The sequence below is a fragment of the Priestia sp. P5_B4 genome (assembly GCF_056400385.1).
Genome location: NZ_JBFULJ010000006.1, coordinates 1 through 16,514 on the forward strand (window position 1 = coordinate 1; position 16,514 = coordinate 16,514).

The 16,514-nt window shown below is 37.8% G+C and carries 21 protein-coding genes and 1 riboswitch; of the genes, 11 read left to right on the forward strand and 10 right to left on the reverse strand.

Going from position 1 to position 16,514, the window contains the following annotated elements:
- On the reverse strand, nucleotides 1-579 hold a 579-nt coding region (locus tag AC1DRF_RS01610), incomplete at its 3' end, for an inorganic phosphate transporter (protein WP_477740267.1).
- A gap of 19 nt (nucleotides 580-598) precedes the next feature.
- A complete protein-coding gene (locus AC1DRF_RS01615; protein ID WP_025752724.1) occupies nucleotides 599-1,312 on the reverse strand; it encodes a phosphoadenylyl-sulfate reductase in 714 nt (237 codons plus the stop codon).
- A gap of 254 nt (nucleotides 1,313-1,566) precedes the next feature.
- A riboswitch (SAM riboswitch) is annotated at nucleotides 1,567-1,669 on the reverse strand.
- A 313-nt stretch (nucleotides 1,670-1,982) separates the two neighbouring features.
- On the opposite strand from AC1DRF_RS01615, the gene cdaS reads away from it, so the two are divergent.
- The 3 genes from cdaS to AC1DRF_RS01630 all read left to right on the forward strand — a co-directional run bounded on the left by cdaS (nucleotide 1,983) and on the right by AC1DRF_RS01630 (nucleotide 3,946).
- Nucleotides 1,983-2,609, forward strand: coding sequence for a sporulation-specific diadenylate cyclase CdaS (gene cdaS / locus AC1DRF_RS01620; protein WP_477740268.1), 627 nt, complete (start codon nucleotides 1,983-1,985; stop codon nucleotides 2,607-2,609).
- A gap of 97 nt (nucleotides 2,610-2,706) precedes the next feature.
- The gene (locus AC1DRF_RS01625) at nucleotides 2,707-3,090 is read left to right on the forward strand and encodes a VOC family protein (protein ID WP_013059586.1); all 384 of its coding nucleotides are present in this window, start codon (nucleotides 2,707-2,709) and stop codon (nucleotides 3,088-3,090) included.
- Between the two features lie 67 nt (nucleotides 3,091-3,157).
- Nucleotides 3,158-3,946 carry a potassium channel family protein gene (locus AC1DRF_RS01630; protein WP_230183977.1) on the forward strand — a complete coding sequence of 263 codons (789 nt, stop codon included), beginning with the start codon at nucleotides 3,158-3,160 and terminating at the stop codon, nucleotides 3,944-3,946.
- A gap of 9 nt (nucleotides 3,947-3,955) precedes the next feature.
- Here AC1DRF_RS01630 and AC1DRF_RS01635 read toward each other — a convergent pair whose 3' ends face one another.
- The 4 genes from AC1DRF_RS01635 to AC1DRF_RS01650 all read right to left on the reverse strand — a co-directional run bounded on the left by AC1DRF_RS01635 (nucleotide 3,956) and on the right by AC1DRF_RS01650 (nucleotide 6,564).
- Entirely contained in the window at nucleotides 3,956-4,360 is a 405-nt protein-coding gene (locus AC1DRF_RS01635) for a YugN-like family protein (protein WP_477740269.1), read from the reverse strand.
- 53 nt (nucleotides 4,361-4,413) lie between these two features.
- Nucleotides 4,414-4,536, reverse strand: a complete 123-nt coding sequence (locus AC1DRF_RS01640) for a hypothetical protein (protein ID WP_477740270.1) — start codon at nucleotides 4,534-4,536, stop codon at nucleotides 4,414-4,416.
- Nucleotides 4,537-4,714: 178 nt separating this feature from the next.
- Nucleotides 4,715-6,064 (reverse strand): glucose-6-phosphate isomerase, encoded by a 1,350-nt coding sequence (locus AC1DRF_RS01645; protein WP_013059589.1) that lies wholly within the window; start codon nucleotides 6,062-6,064, stop codon nucleotides 4,715-4,717.
- A gap of 245 nt (nucleotides 6,065-6,309) precedes the next feature.
- Nucleotides 6,310-6,564 carry a hypothetical protein gene (locus AC1DRF_RS01650; RefSeq protein ID WP_043977200.1) on the reverse strand — a complete coding sequence of 85 codons (255 nt, stop codon included), beginning with the start codon at nucleotides 6,562-6,564 and terminating at the stop codon, nucleotides 6,310-6,312.
- 208 nt (nucleotides 6,565-6,772) lie between these two features.
- Between AC1DRF_RS01650 and AC1DRF_RS01655 the strand changes: the two genes are divergently transcribed.
- The 7 genes from AC1DRF_RS01655 to mnhG are packed head-to-tail and all read left to right on the forward strand — an operon-like array spanning nucleotide 6,773 to nucleotide 12,526.
- A complete protein-coding gene (locus tag AC1DRF_RS01655) occupies nucleotides 6,773-9,178 on the forward strand; it encodes a Na+/H+ antiporter subunit A (RefSeq protein ID WP_427076584.1) in 2,406 nt (801 codons plus the stop codon).
- Nucleotides 9,175-9,597 (forward strand): Na(+)/H(+) antiporter subunit B, encoded by a 423-nt coding sequence (locus AC1DRF_RS01660; protein ID WP_013085301.1) that lies wholly within the window; start codon nucleotides 9,175-9,177, stop codon nucleotides 9,595-9,597. The genes AC1DRF_RS01655 and AC1DRF_RS01660 overlap by 4 nt, the downstream gene beginning before the upstream one ends.
- Nucleotides 9,597-9,938, forward strand: coding sequence for a Na(+)/H(+) antiporter subunit C (locus AC1DRF_RS01665; RefSeq protein ID WP_013059592.1), 342 nt, complete (start codon nucleotides 9,597-9,599; stop codon nucleotides 9,936-9,938). The genes AC1DRF_RS01660 and AC1DRF_RS01665 overlap by 1 nt, the downstream gene beginning before the upstream one ends.
- Nucleotides 9,928-11,412, forward strand: a complete 1,485-nt coding sequence (locus AC1DRF_RS01670; RefSeq protein WP_477740271.1) for a Na+/H+ antiporter subunit D — start codon at nucleotides 9,928-9,930, stop codon at nucleotides 11,410-11,412. The genes AC1DRF_RS01665 and AC1DRF_RS01670 overlap by 11 nt, the downstream gene beginning before the upstream one ends.
- Before the next feature lie 6 nt (nucleotides 11,413-11,418).
- Nucleotides 11,419-11,895: a Na+/H+ antiporter subunit E gene (locus AC1DRF_RS01675; RefSeq protein ID WP_013059594.1), complete on the forward strand. Its 477-nt coding sequence runs from the start codon at nucleotides 11,419-11,421 to the stop codon at nucleotides 11,893-11,895.
- On the forward strand, nucleotides 11,896-12,180 hold the full coding sequence (locus tag AC1DRF_RS01680; protein WP_013059595.1) for a Na(+)/H(+) antiporter subunit F1: 285 nt from the start codon (nucleotides 11,896-11,898) through the stop codon (nucleotides 12,178-12,180). It abuts the gene before it with no gap.
- Nucleotides 12,164-12,526, forward strand: coding sequence for a monovalent cation/H(+) antiporter subunit G (mnhG, locus tag AC1DRF_RS01685; RefSeq protein WP_013085304.1), 363 nt, complete (start codon nucleotides 12,164-12,166; stop codon nucleotides 12,524-12,526). The genes AC1DRF_RS01680 and mnhG overlap by 17 nt, the downstream gene beginning before the upstream one ends.
- 44 nt (nucleotides 12,527-12,570) lie before the next feature.
- Here the strand turns inward: mnhG and AC1DRF_RS01690 are convergent, their stop codons facing one another.
- Nucleotides 12,571-13,734, reverse strand: coding sequence for an iron-containing alcohol dehydrogenase (locus AC1DRF_RS01690; protein WP_043977206.1), 1,164 nt, complete (start codon nucleotides 13,732-13,734; stop codon nucleotides 12,571-12,573).
- A gap of 220 nt (nucleotides 13,735-13,954) precedes the next feature.
- On the opposite strand from AC1DRF_RS01690, the gene AC1DRF_RS01695 reads away from it, so the two are divergent.
- Nucleotides 13,955-14,185, forward strand: coding sequence for a DUF378 domain-containing protein (locus tag AC1DRF_RS01695; protein ID WP_013059598.1), 231 nt, complete (start codon nucleotides 13,955-13,957; stop codon nucleotides 14,183-14,185).
- A 36-nt stretch (nucleotides 14,186-14,221) separates the two neighbouring features.
- Here the strand turns inward: AC1DRF_RS01695 and yugI are convergent, their stop codons facing one another.
- From yugI to AC1DRF_RS01710, 3 genes are all read right to left on the reverse strand, one after another.
- A complete protein-coding gene (gene yugI, locus AC1DRF_RS01700) occupies nucleotides 14,222-14,623 on the reverse strand; it encodes a S1 domain-containing post-transcriptional regulator GSP13 (RefSeq protein ID WP_013059599.1) in 402 nt (133 codons plus the stop codon).
- Nucleotides 14,624-14,830: 207 nt separating this feature from the next.
- A complete protein-coding gene (locus tag AC1DRF_RS01705; protein ID WP_043977208.1) occupies nucleotides 14,831-15,991 on the reverse strand; it encodes an aminotransferase in 1,161 nt (386 codons plus the stop codon).
- Nucleotides 15,991-16,491, reverse strand: a complete 501-nt coding sequence (locus tag AC1DRF_RS01710) for an Lrp/AsnC family transcriptional regulator (protein WP_477740272.1) — start codon at nucleotides 16,489-16,491, stop codon at nucleotides 15,991-15,993. Before AC1DRF_RS01710 ends, AC1DRF_RS01705 begins: the two co-directional genes overlap by 1 nt.
- Nucleotides 16,492-16,514 lie beyond the last annotated feature (23 nt).

The window sequence follows — 16,514 nt, forward strand, 5'->3', positions numbered from 1 at the left end:
ACCGACAGCATTTGCCACGTTATTCATTCCAGCTGAGAAGGCTTCAAAGAATCCCGTCGCTATAACTAAAATCGTTAAAACTCTTTTCCACGTTCCCTTTGCTTCTTTTTTATGCGCTCCGCGTTTTATCACTTTTCCAATCAAAAAAGCAATGACAAATGAAACCAGCGGAACAATAATCCAAAAAGACATGACAACTAAAAGTTTTTCCACATACAGAGATTGATAAGCTACGCCTACTCCAACAACTGAACCAACCGTTACTTCACTTGTTGATAGAGGAATACCAATTAAATTCGCGAAAAAGAGTGACAGCGTTGCAGCAGCCAGAATGATAATAACTAATTCTACTGACAGCAATTTTTCAGGTATGATACCTGAACTGATGGTTTTTACCACCTCGCCGCCTCCGATAATGGCTCCGAGCACAATACCTACAGCACAGATGAACAGGGCTACTCTTTTCTTTTTAATCGCACCGGAGCCGTATGAAACGCCCATAGCTGCTGCTGCACCGCTTGCCCCAATATTCATTGCAAAAAAAAGCGCAATGATAAAGGCAACATATAAAAGCATCATTTATTCAGCTCTTTCGTATTTAAGATTCGTGTAATCCGCATTCAACTTTTTGTGTACCTGCCCATCTTCCTGAACGTAAATCGTCTACATTGTAGGCAGGTGCGGTACAGGGCTCACAGCCAATACTTGGGTAGCCTTGATCATGAAGTTTGTTATATGGTAAATCATGCTTATACACATAGCGCCAAACTTCTTTCCAGGACCAATGAATTAACGGGCAGACTTTCACTTTCTTGAATTTCTCATCTTTATTAAAATAATTCGTGTTGGCACGAGACTCAGACTGCTCGCGTCTCAAACCAGAAATCCACGCATCATAAGGAGCAAGAGATTCCCTTAGCGGGATGATTTTTCGAATTTGACAGCATAGGTTAGGCTGACTCTTCCAAAGTTCATCTCCATGTTTCTCAGCTTGTTCTGCAAGCGTTAAATCCGGTTTTTTCATATGAATACGCAAATCAGGAAAGCGTTCTTTGATTGCATCAATTACTTCATATGTTTCTTTAAAATGAACGCCCGTATCTAAAAAGACAATTTCAGCATCTTTTTTCACTTTTGAAATTAAATCAATTAACACGATTCCTTCGATACCAAAGCTTGATGCGTAAATAATTGAATCTCCGTAGGTATCATACGCCCACTGCAATGCTGAAAGAGCTCCTTTTGTTTCATCTTCACTGTCGAACTCTGGAAATGTATCACTCCAGTTTTCGTACGTATATAAGTCTGCCATTTTCTTCACTCCAATTCTTAGTTATCCGCGTTATCCAATAAAAAAAGACGGTTTTACCCACTAGAATTGGATAAAACCGCCTCTAGTGTGTCTAGTCAGCGAAACTATTTAATTCTTACTTTGCTTCGACATGCTCAAAAATTTGTTTTAAGTCGGGGGTTACAGTCATTGGTGTCCCTCCTCAAATTATCGCTTGCGCTATATCAAAATAAAAAGTCTTCCATATTGAAAGACTGGGTAGGCAATAAATTTTCACCTTATCTTTCAAAATGATACACACTTTGCTGGAATTAGCACCTTGCTAAGCAGGTTGCCGGGGTTCAGCGGGCCAGATCCCTCCACCACTCTTGATAAGCATTTTTTAAAAATTTTAGCATATTTAGAATATTTGTCAACATTAAAAATCATATATCCGATAAGAAAACTATACTTTAAATTCACAGAAATATCTATACTTTTATTTAAAACAACATATGTAAATTTAACCCAAATGTGAACATATCAATTTATAAAACGCTTTCTTTTTTCTCAAACTTTTTATATTCTCTTGCTAAATAAAACACAAAACCTCTCTATAAAATTAATAAGGGATTTATAAGCTTTACGGATAATTCACCCACATTAGCACACATTACAGATAACACTGACTGACAGATAGGAGCTATATAAGATGGAGAGACAACCTTTTCAATTAGACGATAAAATTAAAAATAATGTGCGAACATATTTACAGAAGATTTCAACTGAAGCCTCTAATTTAATTAAACATTTAGACACGAGTGATCATTGTATCCTATGTGATTTTGAGGAGATGAGAAGGTTATTTCAAGATGTTCAAGCTACGGCTGCCTCTTATTACTTGCGCCATTATTTATCGCCTTATACATTTGAATATGCTGCTCTGTCTTTAGCTATTCATAACCTTTCGGAGAAACGTCACGGCGCTTTAATTGTCATTGAACGGGAACAAAATGTAGACCCTCTTATTCAAAAAGGAATGCCTATTCAAGCTCCTGTCAGCGCTACGCTAGTTGAGACACTGTTCTATCCAGGGACACCCTTACATGACGGAGCCGTCCTAATTAGAAATAATCAGCTTATTTCAGCTGCTAATGTTTTACCTCTTTCGGCTATTATTTTAACGAACAAAAAATTGGGAACACGTCACCGTGCAGCCATTGGAATGTCGGAAAAATCGGATGCATTAATTTTAGTTGTATCTGAAGAAACAGGCAAAATTTCGTTTGCTCTTGATGGAAGCCTCTACCCTATTCACTCCAGCAAAAATATGATTTAAGAGCCCTTTCCTGATAAGCAGCCCTATCTTGACTTCTATATCCTTTCTCTTTAATATATTTCATAGTTTTTACATACTATAGATACGGGTGATGCATATGACAATTTTAAAATTTGAACATGTAGGCGTTCAAGTAAAGGATATAGAAGAATCGATTGAGTTCTATACGCAAAAAGTGGGATTAGAGCTCATCGAAAAACTACCACATACCGATCCGTCTTTGAAGCTAGCTTTTCTAGGTTTAGAAGGCAATGTAATCGTAGAGTTAATTCAAGGGTATAACTCAAGCTTACCTAACGAAGGTAAAGTTCATCATTTTGCGCTGGCAGTAGACGGAATTGAAGAGGAGTTTGAGCGTTTAAAATCAGCAGGCGTTTCATTTGTGGAAGAAAACATTGTAACTTTGCCAAATGGAGCAAGATACTTATTTTTCTACGGTCCAGACAAAGAATGGATTGAATATTACGAAGTAAAAAGATAAAGATATCTTATACCTTCAGTGAAAAATGGTCATACTGTGTCTATGACTAATCACTGGAGGTTTTTTTATGATGGAATGGCTATTATTTCGACTTTTTCGTCGTTCTATTTTAGTGCGGCTTCTTTTTATTATCGGCTGCCTTGTTCTGCTTTTCGGCATGCTTATACATTTCCTAGAGCCGCAAACGTTTGGAAATGTGTTTGAAGGAATTTGGTGGGTTATTATTACAATCTCTACTATAGGGTACGGTGATTTTGCTCCGACCACTACGATTGGAAGGTTAGCTGCAATTATTTTAGTTCTGATCGGAACGGGATTTATTACTACTTATTTTGTCACGCTTTCTAAAATTGCTGTTTCCGCTGAGAGCGCTTATTTGGAAGGGAATTTAAAATTTTATGGAAAAGATCACTTCATCGTTGTTGGGTGGAATGAGCGCGCCAAACTCGTGTTAGAGTATTATCGCGACGCATTTCATAAAGAAGACATTGTGCTTATCGACGACTCTCTGACTAAAAATCCCATGATTTGTGATCGCGTTCATTTTATTAAAGGAAGTCCCTCTCATTATGAAGTATTAGAACTTGCCAACGCTCGGTACGCAAAAAAAGTGCTGATTACTGCCGATCAGCATAAGACAGAAGAATATGCAGACATGAATACTATTGTTACGTTAGTCGCTCTGCAAGGATTGAACCCTTCTATTTACAGCATCGTTGAACTTTTAACAAAAAAGCATATTCAAAATGCACAAAACTTGGGGGTGAATGAAATGATTAAAACAAACGAGTTGATTAGTCAAGTCATGTACGAACATATTTTTGTGAAAAAATTAGAGAGTTTAAAAAAAGAATAGTTCCTTCAATTACTGAAGCAGCGCATTTTCTGCCTCTCTAATTAGCTCTTCTCCTAAGCTGATATACTTTTCTGGAAATGAAGCGTCTGCGTCTTGGGGCTCTGCAAACTGATTAAATGAAGCACTAACATTTCCATTGTGAACATCGTCATCTAGACCAATTTGATATTTATGTGAAAGTAAAAATGGCGTGCCAATCTGTACGGTTGTTCCTTTAGAATCCAGCTCTCCATTCGTAGCTGTAAACGGGATACGTAAAAACTGATAGCCGACTTCATCGTTCATCTTATAGTCAAATGAACCATGGTCGTAATTCCAATTTCCTCCAATGTTATACCCAAGCGGCTTAAGCGTTTTTTCTAATTCGTAAAGCTTGAATAATGTTCCCTCTAATCTTGAAGATAATTCAATCATGTTATCCCTCCTCTGTTTTAACATGTCCTTTTTCCAGCGTTTTATCCTTTATCTCAAAAGCAAAAAAGAGGGTGAGACATAACTAAATGAATCCAACCTAAAGACGAACCAACTGGATAAAACAGCTCATATAAATCGCTTGCGACACCGCAGTTGATGTCTGTGCGAGGCTTCACTTTCCGCGGGCGGGCGCTGAACCTCCTCGTCACTTGCGCTCCAATCAACTGTTAGAAGGACCTAAACAGATGAAACTATATTCACCATAACAAAAAAAACGAACCACTAATCAAACATGTTGATCAATGGTTCGTTTTTCACTTGGGCTAAAATACTTTTGTACCGCCCTCTTTTTATTTATTTCAAACGCTTTTCTAATTCTGCTTTTTTCTCTTCAAAACCAGGTTTTCCAAGCAGAGCAAACATATTTACTTTGTATGCTTCTACTCCCGGCTGATCGAATGGGTTTACGCCTAATAAATAGCCGCTGATTGCACATGCTTTTTCGAAGAAATATACAACATATCCGAACGTATACTCATCTAGCGCAGGAATGTTCACAACTAAGTTTGGAACGCCCCCATCTGTGTGAGCAAGCATTGTACCTTGGAAGGCTTTTTTATTTACAAAGTCAACTGTTTCACCAGCTAAGTAATTTAATCCATCTAAGTCCGCTGCATCTTCTTCAATTGTTAGCTCATGACGAGAATCTTGAACTTGTACAATTGTTTCAAAAATATCACGACGACCTTCTTGTACATATTGACCTAAAGAATGAAGATCCGTTGAGAAGTTAGCAGATGAAGGGTAAATACCTTTTTGGTCTTTTCCTTCACTTTCGCCAAATAACTGTTTCCACCACTCAGCAAAGTATTGAAGAGCTGGCTCATAGTTAATCAGCATTTCAATTGTTTTTCCTTTATTATAAAGAACATTACGAGCTACAGCATATTGATAAGCTGGGTTCTCTTCTAGCTCTGATGATGAGAATGCTTCTTGAGCATCAGCTGCCCCTTTCATCATTTGTTCGATATCAAGACCCGCCGCGGCAATTGGCAATAAGCCAACCGCTGTTAATACTGAATAACGGCCGCCTACATCATCTGGAATAACAAATGTTTCATAGCCTTCTTCGTCCGCTAATGTTTTTAATGCGCCACGCGCTTTATCTGTTGTTGCATAAATACGCTTGCGTGCTTCTTCTTTGCCATATTTCTCTTCTAATAATTTACGGAAGATACGGAAAGCAATCGCCGGTTCTGTTGTTGTACCAGATTTTGAAATAACATTAATAGAGAAATCTTTATCTTGTAAAACATCCATTAAGTCTTTCATGTACGTTGAGCTGATGTTGTTACCAGCAAAAATAACTTGCGGAGTTTTACGCTGTTCTTTTGATAATGTGTTATAAAATGAATGCTGAAGCATTTCAATAGCAGCACGAGCACCTAAGTAAGATCCTCCAATACCGATAACAATTAATACATCTGAATCAGATTTAATTTTTTCTGCACTTTTTTGAATGCGTGCAAATTCTTCTTTGTCATACTCCGTAGGAAGGTCGACCCATCCTAAAAAGTCGTTTCCAGCACCTGTTTTCTCATGAATTGAATGGTGAGCTACTTTCACGGCATCACGTAAGTATGTAAGTTCATGTTCACCAAAAAATGATAACGCGTTTGAATAATCAAAACGAACATGTGTCATAGTCTGTTCCTCCATTAAAATATCTTTATTTTTCACTTTATCGAAACTGTTAGCTGAATTCAAGTGAATCCACTTACAATTTGACACAATCATTATAGTTTGTTGAAACTGCAATCATTGTATGTACTTTTTTATTTAACGATAAATTCAGTTGTGAAGTCAACTAATGTTCTTTGATTACAGGACGTAATTCATGCACGATTACGTAAATAATAAGCAAATAAAAAACGACTAAAGATTGGTCTTCAATCGTTTTTTATTTGCTTATCGGATGGTGCAATATAGTTCATTTCACCTATCTTCACATATTGTCTCGGTTTATAAGAGGCTTTTAAAAGGGAAGAGTCTATTGAAATGGAATTTTCAGCTTGGTTTTTAGAAGTGAGGAACATCCTGTTTTCTTCTTTCATTTCCAAGTGATTATTCAGCACAAATCCGCCCATACATAATGCGGTAAAAATGAGAAAACTGATGGCTATTTGTTTCCTATACATTTCCATCATCTCACTCTTAGAGTGACAATTTTGAGTGATTTTTATACGTCCAAAAAAATTTTTTTATGTTTTTTTTATGGATTTTGTGACGAGTTTCTATTTATTTAATAAGGTTTGAAAAATCTGCTGATACTAAGAAATAGCATGGATGCATGCATAATTAAATTATTATATAATCGGTTACAGAATTGAATATCACAAGGAGGTTTGTCTTTTGTCATGGTTGCACTTGGTGATTTTATCGCCTTTTTTATTAGCCTTTTTTGTCCCCCTTCTGTATAGGAAATTCCAGCGTATTCATACAGGGTGGTTCGTTTTACCTCTTCCACTTGTGTTGTTCATTTATTTCACACAATATATCAGTGGTGTTTCTAAAGGAGGAACATATCTACATTCAATGAAATGGATACCTAGTCTGGGCATTAACTTTGATGCCTATGTGGATGGACTTGGTCTTCTGTTTTCTCTATTAATCACCGGAATTGGGACACTTGTTATTCTTTACTCTATTTATTATCTTTCTAAGACAAAAGAAGCACTGCATTCGTTTTATGTCTATTTGCTTCTTTTTATGGGGTCGATGCTAGGAGTTGTATTATCAGACAACCTAATGAGCCTTTACAGCTTTTGGGAATTAACAAGCCTTTCATCTTTTTTATTGATTGGTTATTGGTACAAACGAGAGAAATCTCAATACGGAGCCTTAAAATCTATGCTCATTACCGTATTCGGAGGACTTTCCCTTTTAGCAGGAATTGTGCTTTTATACGTTATGACAGGTACTTTCAGCATACGCGAAATTATCTCAAACGTAGATGTAGTCACATCAAGTTATCTATTCATTCCAGCTCTAGTCCTCATTTTATTAGGGGCCTTTACAAAATCTGCTCAGTTTCCTTTTCATATTTGGCTGCCAGATGCAATGGAAGCTCCAACCCCAGTGAGTGCATACCTTCATTCAGCCACAATGGTAAAAGCGGGAATTTATCTTTTAGCAAGACTCAGCCCTGTTTTTGCTATAAGCGCCACTTGGTTTTTTGCTATTTCAATTATAGGACTAATTACACTGTTTTGGGGCTCATTTTCAGCAGTAAAGCAACAAGACCTGAAAGGGATTTTAGCTTTTTCAACTATTAGTCAGCTGGGGATGATTATGTCACTTATAGGAGTAGGTAGCGCAGCTATTCACTATGATTTTTTAGACGATAATATCTACTTAGTAGCTCTTACTGCAGCGGTTTTCCATTTGATTAACCACGCTACCTTCAAAGGCAGCTTGTTTATGGTAGTAGGTATTGTCGATCATGAAACAGGCACGCGTGACATTAGAAAGTTAGGCGGGTTAATGAGCGTTATGCCTGTGACATTTACCATTGCTCTCATCGGGGGATTTTCAATGGCGGGTCTTCCTCCTTTTAATGGATTCTTAAGTAAAGAGATGTTTTTTACAGGCATGGTAAACGTGACAAAAATGGATATGTATAGCATGCAGACGTGGGGAATTTTGCTGCCTATCATCGCTTGGTTAGGAAGTATCTTCACTTTCATCTATAGTATGATTCTTGTCTTTAAAACCTTTACAGGCAAATACCAGCCCGAAAAGTTAGAGAAGAAACCTCATGAAGCACCAGTAGGCATGCTTATTTCACCTGTTATTTTAGCATCACTGGTTGTTATTTTTGGCTTTGCTCCTAATTTATTAGAATCGACCCTTATTGAGCCAACAATGGCCTCTATCGCACCTAGCCTGCTAGCTGAAGGTAAAGAATATCAAGTGCATATTAAATTTTGGCATGGCTTTACGCCAGAATTATTTATGACGCTAGGGGTCATCATATTTGGTATTTTGTTATTTATGACGGTTCAAAAATGGTCAAAAATTTATACACGATTCCCTTCTTCTTTAACGCTTAATAACGGCTATAATTATGGAATTAAAGGGATAGAAAAAGGGTCAACACGTATCATGAAAACATTAATGACAGGATTTATTAGAGACTATCTTTTAATCATTTTTACTTTCATAGGCATCTTACTTCTCTTGACGCTCTTTTCTCAGAATGCCTTTGCGATTGATTTAAAAGATACTTCTTCTATAGGCGTTTATGAAGCCATATTAGCAGTCGTAATGGTTGCAGCTACTATTACAACTTTATTGGCAAAATCACGCCTCACAGCCATTATTTCGCTCGGAGTTGTCGGGTATACACTCTCTTTATTTTTCGTATTATTCCGAGCTCCTGACTTAGCTTTGACTCAATTAGTGATTGAAACTGTATCGGTATCACTGTTTTTACTATGTTTCTACTACTTGCCGGAGTTTCGGAAGCGAAAAGTAAGGGTGAAGTTTCAGCTGCCAAACTTACTGGTCGCTCTTCTTGTAGGAACGACTGTTACACTGCTTGGCATATCAGCAAACAGTACGAAACTATTTGAATCGATTTCACATTACTTTATTGAAAACAGCTATGAAAAAGCAGGCGGTGAAAACATGGTGAACGTAATCCTTGTGGACTTCCGCGGATTTGATACATTATTTGAAATTACCGTACTTTGTATAGCAGCTCTTGCTATCTATGGCATGATTCGTCTTCGGTTAACAAAGGAGGAAGAAGAGTGAAAAAAAATGATTTGATACTACAAACCACAACGAAAGTAGTCACGTTTATTATTATCATTTTTGCCATTCATCTTTTCTTTGCAGGTCATTATACACCGGGGGGAGGATTTGTTGGGGGACTTACTACCTCAGCAGCTCTTGTATTATTACTGCTGGCTTTCGATATAAAAACCGTATCGAAAGTCATCCCATTTGATTATAAGAAGGTCGCGGCTTCTGGACTGCTGCTAGCTATTTTAACGGGGCTTGGGTCATTTATTTTCAAAGTCCCATTTCTAACTCACACATATAGCTACTTTAACCTTCCCCTTCTCGGGAAAACATCTTTAGCTACCGTTGTACTGTTTGATTTAGGTGTATATCTAGTAGTTGTTGGTGTTACGATGACCATTATTCAAACGATTGGAGAGAGTGAATAGTGGAAATATTAATGTCCATAGTGGCAGGGATTCTATTCACTGCCGCTGTATATCTCATGTTATCCCGCAGTTTACTGCGAATTATTATTGGAACAGGCTTATTAAGCCACGGTGTTCACCTGTTAATTTTAACGATGGGCGGATTAAAAGGGGGGAGTGTTCCCCTTCTGGGAGAAAAGGCTTCTTCTTATACAGATCCTTTACCTCAAGCTCTAATTTTAACTGCCATTGTCATAAGCTTTGGTGTCACTTCTTTTTTCCTTGTACTAGCGTACAGGGCTTATCAGGAACTCGGAACAGACGATATGGACAAGTTAAGGGGAAATGAACATGACGAGTAATTTTGTAATCATCCCACTGCTTATCCCGTTTGTTGTAGGTGTTGTGCTCATTTTTTTCAAAGACAATATTAAACTTCAAAGGATAATCAGTGTTTTATCATTAATCACCACCACTGCTTTTGCTGCCTATTTAGTACAACTGGTTCAATCAAAAGGTGTTTTAACTCACGAGCTTGGGAACTGGAAACCTCCTTTTGGGATTATTCTAGTAGCGGACATGTTCGCGTCCCTTCTCGTACTTACTGCTAGTGTGGTAACACTATGCTGCGTTCTTTTTGCTTTTCATACAATTGGGGAAAAGCGTGAACGCTTTTACTTTTATTCGTTTGTACAGTTTTTATTAGTAGGCGTATTCGGCGCCTTCTTAACAGGTGATATCTTTAACTTATTTGTCTTTTTTGAAGTCATGCTTATGTCTTCGTACGCTCTTATTGTAATTGGCGGTACAAAAGCACAGCTTCGAGAGTCACTTAAGTATATTTTAGTCAATGTCATTTCATCCGCTTTGTTTGTCATTGCCGTTGCTTATTTATATGCTGTAACAGGAACTCTCAACATGGCGGACCTTTCACAGCGAATTGCTGAGGCGAACCAGCCGGGAATTTTAACAACCATTGGCATGCTTTTATTTATCGTCTTTGCCTTAAAAGCAGCTTTATTTCCAATGTATTTCTGGCTTCCAGGTTCATATAGTGCGCCTCCACCCGTTATTATCGGGTTGTTTGGTGCCTTGCTCACAAAAGTAGGCGTTTATTCGATTTTCAGGACTTTCACTTTACTGTTTTACCATCATACTGAATTTACTCATCAAATTATCGGCTACGTTGCGCTTTTGACTATCGTTGTTGGTGCAGTAGGCGCCATTGCTTATTCGGATGTAAATAAAATCTTAATTTATAACATTATTATTGCTGTCGGAGTCATTGTCTACGGGGTGACCTTGACAACAAACGCAGGTTTTGAAGGAGCTATTTATTATTTAATTCACGACATGATTATTAAAGCAGCTCTATTCCTTCTTGCGGGAAGCATCGTTCGAATAACTGGAACAACAAAATTAAAGAAAATAGGTGGGTTAATTAAAGACTATCCGCTGCTTGGCTGGATGTTTTTTATCGCTACTATTTCTTTGGCAGGAATTCCTCCCCTAAGCGGCTTTATTGGAAAATTCCTTTTAGTTCAGGGCGGCTTAGAATCAGAGAGCTACACGTTTGTAGGAGTTTTACTAGTTTCAAGCCTGCTTGTTTTATATTCTGTCATTAAGATTTTCATGAGCTGCTTCTGGGGTGAACCTAAGCTTTCTTCTGAGCATGAAAAAGTATCCCTTAAAGGTATTCTATACCCATCCGCTATCTTACTTGCTGTTTCTGTCTTTTTAGGACTAGGTGCAGAAGCTGTTATCCCTTATGTGTCAACAGCCGCTCAAACGCTTATGGATCCTTCAATTTATATCCAATCAGTGTTAAAGGAGTAGATCTGCATGTCATTTCAACTATTATTAAACGTAATCATTGCATTCACATGGATGTTTTTGAGAGGGATTTGGACACTCCCTTCCTTTATTATAGGTTTTTTCTGGGGAGCGGTACTGCTGTTTGTTTTCCGCCGTTTTTTTCACAGACGTTTTTATTTGCATAAAGTGTATGCGATCATTAAACTGCTGTTTATTTTTATACGAGAATTATTCAAAGCCAATATTGCAGTGACTAAGGACGTATTGCGCCCTAAATTAAATATTCAGCCAGCCATCTTTGCAATGCCAACCCGTCTGGAGAGTGAATGGGAAATTACCATTCTTTCTCTTTTAATTACGCTAACGCCAGGTACACTGGTGATGGATGTGTCAGATGATAATTCTACTATCTATATTCATGCAATCAATACAGACGATATTGATGACATTATTACAGATATTCAGCAAACATTCGAAAAAGCCATTATGGAGGTGAGTCGTTAAATGCTCGATATTTTTTTAAACGTTTCGCTCATTCTCATTTCTGCTTCAACTATTGGGTTTGTTTATCGAGTGGTGAAAGGTCCGTCAACTGCTGATCGAGCAATGGCCCTTGACGCTATTGGAATTAACATCATTGCCATTACGGCCATCATCTCGATTATTTTTCGAACCCAGGCTTTTTTCGAAGTCATTTTACTGCTAGGCATCATAGCCTTTGTAGGTACCGTTGCTTTTTCTAAGTTTTTAGAGAAAGGAGAAGTGATCGAATATGAACGTGATCAGTGAAATCATTGTAGGAGCTTTAGTACTAATAGGGTCTCTTCTGACAGTTGTGACCATGATTGGGCTTATTCGCTTGCCTGATACGTACACAAGAAGTCACGCTGCCTCAAAAAGTGCCACCTTAGGCGTCCTGTTTATATTAGTGGGCTGCTTACTCTACTTTTGGATTGACACCGGCCATATTAGTGCACGGTTAATTTTAGCGATTGTCTTTGTGTTTATCACCTCTCCTATTGCTGGGCATTTACTAGGAAGAGCGGCTTATTACAGCGGAGTTCCTCTTTCTGATAAAACCGTTCGGGATGATTTGAAAACCAAACAGCAGAAAAAACTTACCCATCATGAATAGAAAAAAACGCCGTGCGGTTTGCACGGCGTTTTTTATCGAAAATCTTATAAAGAAGCGCGTAGGATTGCTAGTACATCTTCTTTGTTTAATTTTTTAAATTTGCCAAATTCACCTTTAGCCATTGCACGATCAGCCATAAGATCTAATTTGTCTTCACCAATATCATAATCAGCTAAGCGAGTTGGTGCACCTAGGCTTGACCAGAATTCACGAAGCTTATCAACACCTTCAAGTGCTACTTCTTTATCCGTCTTGCCTTCCGTATCTACGTTAAATACGCGTACAGCTACTTGCTTGAAGCGATCTACGTTCTCATCCATTACGTGTTTCATCCAGTTCGGGAATAAAATTGCCAATCCACCTGCATGTGGAATGTCATATACAGCTGATACCGCATGCTCAATATTGTGAGTAGCCCAATCGCCTTGGTGTCCCATTTGTAACATACCGTTTAATGCGATTGTCCCATTGTATAAAATCGTTTCACGTAACTCGTAGTTCTCTAGGTCGTTTAATAATTTTGGTCCCGTTTCAATAACTGTTTGCAGTACTCCTTCACACATGCGATCTTGAAGCGGCGTATTTGTTGCAGCATGGAAATATTGTTCAAATACGTGGCTCATCATGTCGACCATGCCATAAACTGTTTGATTTTTTGGTACAGTAAATGTATTAACAGGATCTAAAATAGAGAATTGAGGGAATGTTGCCGGACTGCCCCAGCCGTATTTTTCTTGTGTTTCCCAATTTGTAATAACAGAACCAGCATTCATTTCTGAACCTGTTGCTGCTAATGTCAGCACTGTTCCAAATGGAAGAGCTTCAGCTGCGAATACGTCGCGGTTAATGATGTCCCATACGTCTCCATCATATTTTGCGCCTGCTGCGATTGCTTTTGTACAATCGATTACGCTTCCTCCACCAACTGCAAGTAAAAATTCAATACCGTTTTCTTTACAAATATCGATTCCTTTGCGAACAGTTGTCAGACGAGGATTCGGCTCTACTCCCGCTAACTCATGTACTTCTGCATTCATGTCATTCAGTACATCCATTACTTGATCGTATAAACCGCTGCGTTTTACGCTTCCTCCGCCGTATACTAATAATATCTTTTTGCCAAAGCGCCCTGCTTCTGTTTTTAACTGCTCTAATTGACCTTTACCAAAAATTAATTTTGTAGGATTATAAAATGTAAAATTGTTCACTATAAACTCCTCCTTACGAGCTTGATTACATGCATCATTATGAAGAACAACTTTTTGATTGTAAAGAAAATTGACTTCCTAAAGATTATTCCCTGTTGGCTAGATGCTCACCCCATCCAAATGAACGTTTATTTGTCTGTATCTTCCAAAAGCAAATATGCATATTTCTCTCTAAAAAAAGCAGGCTAATAAGTGAACTACAAAACAAGGAGGGTTCATCATGAGTGGTATTCAACGTATTGCGCTCGTATTAACGATTATTGGAGCAATTAACTGGGGACTTATTGGCTTTTTTCAATTTGATTTAGTAGCAGCAATCTTCGGCGGTCAAACATCTGCTTTCTCCCGCATTATCTATGGATTGGTTGGAATCGCAGGACTGATTAACCTAGGTCTATTATTTAAACCTTCTGCTGAAGTAGAGCGTACAGAACCTAGAACGGAACATTAAAAAAAGAAGGATAGCTAAGCTATCCTTCTTTTTTTCTTATTTCTTAATTAGATCTTCGCGGTTTGATTGCTCAATCCACTCTTCTAATTTTTCTTTTAATGTGTTGAATCCTTGAGTAGATTCAGTATGAACTGTTGCTTGACCTTGACGCTTTTTAGCAGGTTTTTTAGGTGCAGAAGCTTCAGTTTTTTCTGGAGCTGGCTCAGTAGCACGAATAGATAAACCAATTTTACCAGTTGACTCATCAACAGATAAAACTTTAACGTTTACTTCGTCTCCTACTGATAAATGTTCGTTAATATCTTTAACGAAGCCATGTTTTACTTCTGAGATATGAACTAATCCTTGAGTTTCTTCATTTAATGCAACGAATGCACCGTATGGTTGAATTCCTGTTACTTTACCTTTTGTAACAGTACCGATTTCAAATTTTGACATATAAACACTCCTAGATACCTTATTATTTTCACCATTATAGCCAATTTAAAATTATAGCACAGTTCATAGATTGAATCAAAAAGTAGTTATACTATATTTATTATTTACCAATTTCGTCACAAATATAAACTAACACTACATTTCATCATAGCAAAAAAGATATTATATCAAACCGTCTATAGGATATGACATAATATCTTATTTTTATTATAACTTATTTTCAACAAAACGGCTAATCCGTTTTATGGATTCTTCTAATGATTCCATTGAAGAGGCGTATGAACAGCGAATATGTCCCTCTCCGCCTTTTCCAAATACATTGCCTGGCACCACGGCTACTCGCTCTTCAAGCAAAAGCTGCTCAGCGAATTCTTCCGATGACAATCCAGTTTTCTCAATAGAAGGGAACACATAAAACGCTCCTCCGGGAGAATGGCATTCCAGACCAATTTGATTTAATGACTTCACCATATAGTTCCGTCTTCTGCGATAGCTTTTTCTCATCTCTTCTACGTCATGCTGCCCATTTTGTAGTGCTTCAATTGCTCCATATTGTGCCATGGTAGGCGCACACATCATTGTATACTGATGAATTTTCAGCATTGCTTTAGCAATCTCAGTTGGTGCACATATGTATCCAAGACGCCATCCAGTCATGGCAAACCCTTTAGAAAAGCCAGAAATAATAATAGTGCGTTCTTTCATCCCTTCTAAAGAAGCAATAGATGTAAATTCTTCATCATATGTTAATTCTGCATATATTTCATCCGTGATAACAAGCAAGTCATACTTTATGACAATATCCGCAATAGCCTGCAGCTCTTCTTTAGAGAGTGAGCTTCCTGTTGGATTATTAGGAGAGCATAAAAGAAGAGCTTTTGTGTTGCTTGTAATCACTTCTTCAATCTGCTTAGGCTGCAGCTTAAACTCTGTTTCTGCTGTTGTTTCAATTGCCACAGGAACTCCTCCTGCTAGCGAAATTAACGGGCTGTAGGACACAAAGTTTGGCTCTACGACAATAATCTCATCTTCAGGGTTAATCAAAGCCCTCATTGTAATGTCTAAAGCCTGACTTCCTCCAACGGTCACAATAATATCATCTTTATAATCATACGAGACGTTAAAATTTCTTTTCATATACTTCATAATTTCAAAACGAAGCTCTAAAAGCCCCGCATTTGCTGTATAAGAGGTATATCCTCTTTCCAACGATAAAATACTCGCTTCTCGAACAGCCCAAGATGTGACAAAATCAGGTTCACCTACTCCAAGAGAGATGACGTTATCCATACTTGCTGCTAAATCAAAAAAGCGGCGAATACCTGAAGGTTTCAGCTGTTGTACAGTTGTTGACAAGCGCTCTTTCATTACGGAGACACCACGATTCTGCGATCTTCATCGCCTTGGTCGTAGATGGTACCATCGTGCTTGTATTTTTTCATAATAAAGTGAGTCGTTGTAGATAAAACAGAGTCTAGCGTAGAAAGCTTTTCAGAAACAAAAAATGCTACTTCAGACATTGATTTTTCTTCAATAATAACAGACAAATCATATGCTCCTGACATTAGGTACACGGATTTCACTTCTTGAAAACGATAGATGCGCTCCGCAATCTCATCAAAGCCTACTCCTCGCTTTGGTGCAACTTTTACATCTATCATAGCTGTGACGCCCTCATGTCCATCTACTCGTCTCCAGTTAATATCAGCTGAATATTGTACAATTACTTTTTCTCTCTCTAGCTTTTTAACAATATTAGAGGTTTCTTCAAACGTTAAATMCACCATTTTTGAAATACTATCTATCGAAATACGGCTATTTTTTTCTAGAATTTCTAAAATTTCTAACTCTTTTTCTTCTAAGAACATCGCGTTCCCCTCCTACAACGATT

Coding starts and splice junctions, on each gene's coding strand:
- AC1DRF_RS01615 (WP_025752724.1), bottom strand. CDS start 1,312: ATGGCAGACTTATATACGTACGAAAACTGGAGTGATACATTTCCAGAG.
- cdaS (WP_477740268.1), top strand. CDS start 1,983: ATGGAGAGACAACCTTTTCAATTAGACGATAAAATTAAAAATAATGTG.
- AC1DRF_RS01625 (WP_013059586.1), top strand. CDS start 2,707: ATGACAATTTTAAAATTTGAACATGTAGGCGTTCAAGTAAAGGATATA.
- AC1DRF_RS01630 (WP_230183977.1), top strand. CDS start 3,158: ATGATGGAATGGCTATTATTTCGACTTTTTCGTCGTTCTATTTTAGTG.
- AC1DRF_RS01635 (WP_477740269.1), bottom strand. CDS start 4,360: ATGATTGAATTATCTTCAAGATTAGAGGGAACATTATTCAAGCTTTAC.
- AC1DRF_RS01645 (WP_013059589.1), bottom strand. CDS start 6,064: ATGACACATGTTCGTTTTGATTATTCAAACGCGTTATCATTTTTTGGT.
- AC1DRF_RS01650 (WP_043977200.1), bottom strand. CDS start 6,564: ATGGAAATGTATAGGAAACAAATAGCCATCAGTTTTCTCATTTTTACC.
- AC1DRF_RS01670 (WP_477740271.1), top strand. CDS start 9,928: ATGACGAGTAATTTTGTAATCATCCCACTGCTTATCCCGTTTGTTGTA.
- AC1DRF_RS01675 (WP_013059594.1), top strand. CDS start 11,419: ATGTCATTTCAACTATTATTAAACGTAATCATTGCATTCACATGGATG.
- AC1DRF_RS01680 (WP_013059595.1), top strand. CDS start 11,896: ATGCTCGATATTTTTTTAAACGTTTCGCTCATTCTCATTTCTGCTTCA.
- mnhG (WP_013085304.1), top strand. CDS start 12,164: ATGAACGTGATCAGTGAAATCATTGTAGGAGCTTTAGTACTAATAGGG.
- AC1DRF_RS01695 (WP_013059598.1), top strand. CDS start 13,955: ATGAGTGGTATTCAACGTATTGCGCTCGTATTAACGATTATTGGAGCA.
- yugI (WP_013059599.1), bottom strand. CDS start 14,623: ATGTCAAAATTTGAAATCGGTACTGTTACAAAAGGTAAAGTAACAGGA.
- AC1DRF_RS01705 (WP_043977208.1), bottom strand. CDS start 15,991: ATGAAAGAGCGCTTGTCAACAACTGTACAACAGCTGAAACCTTCAGGT.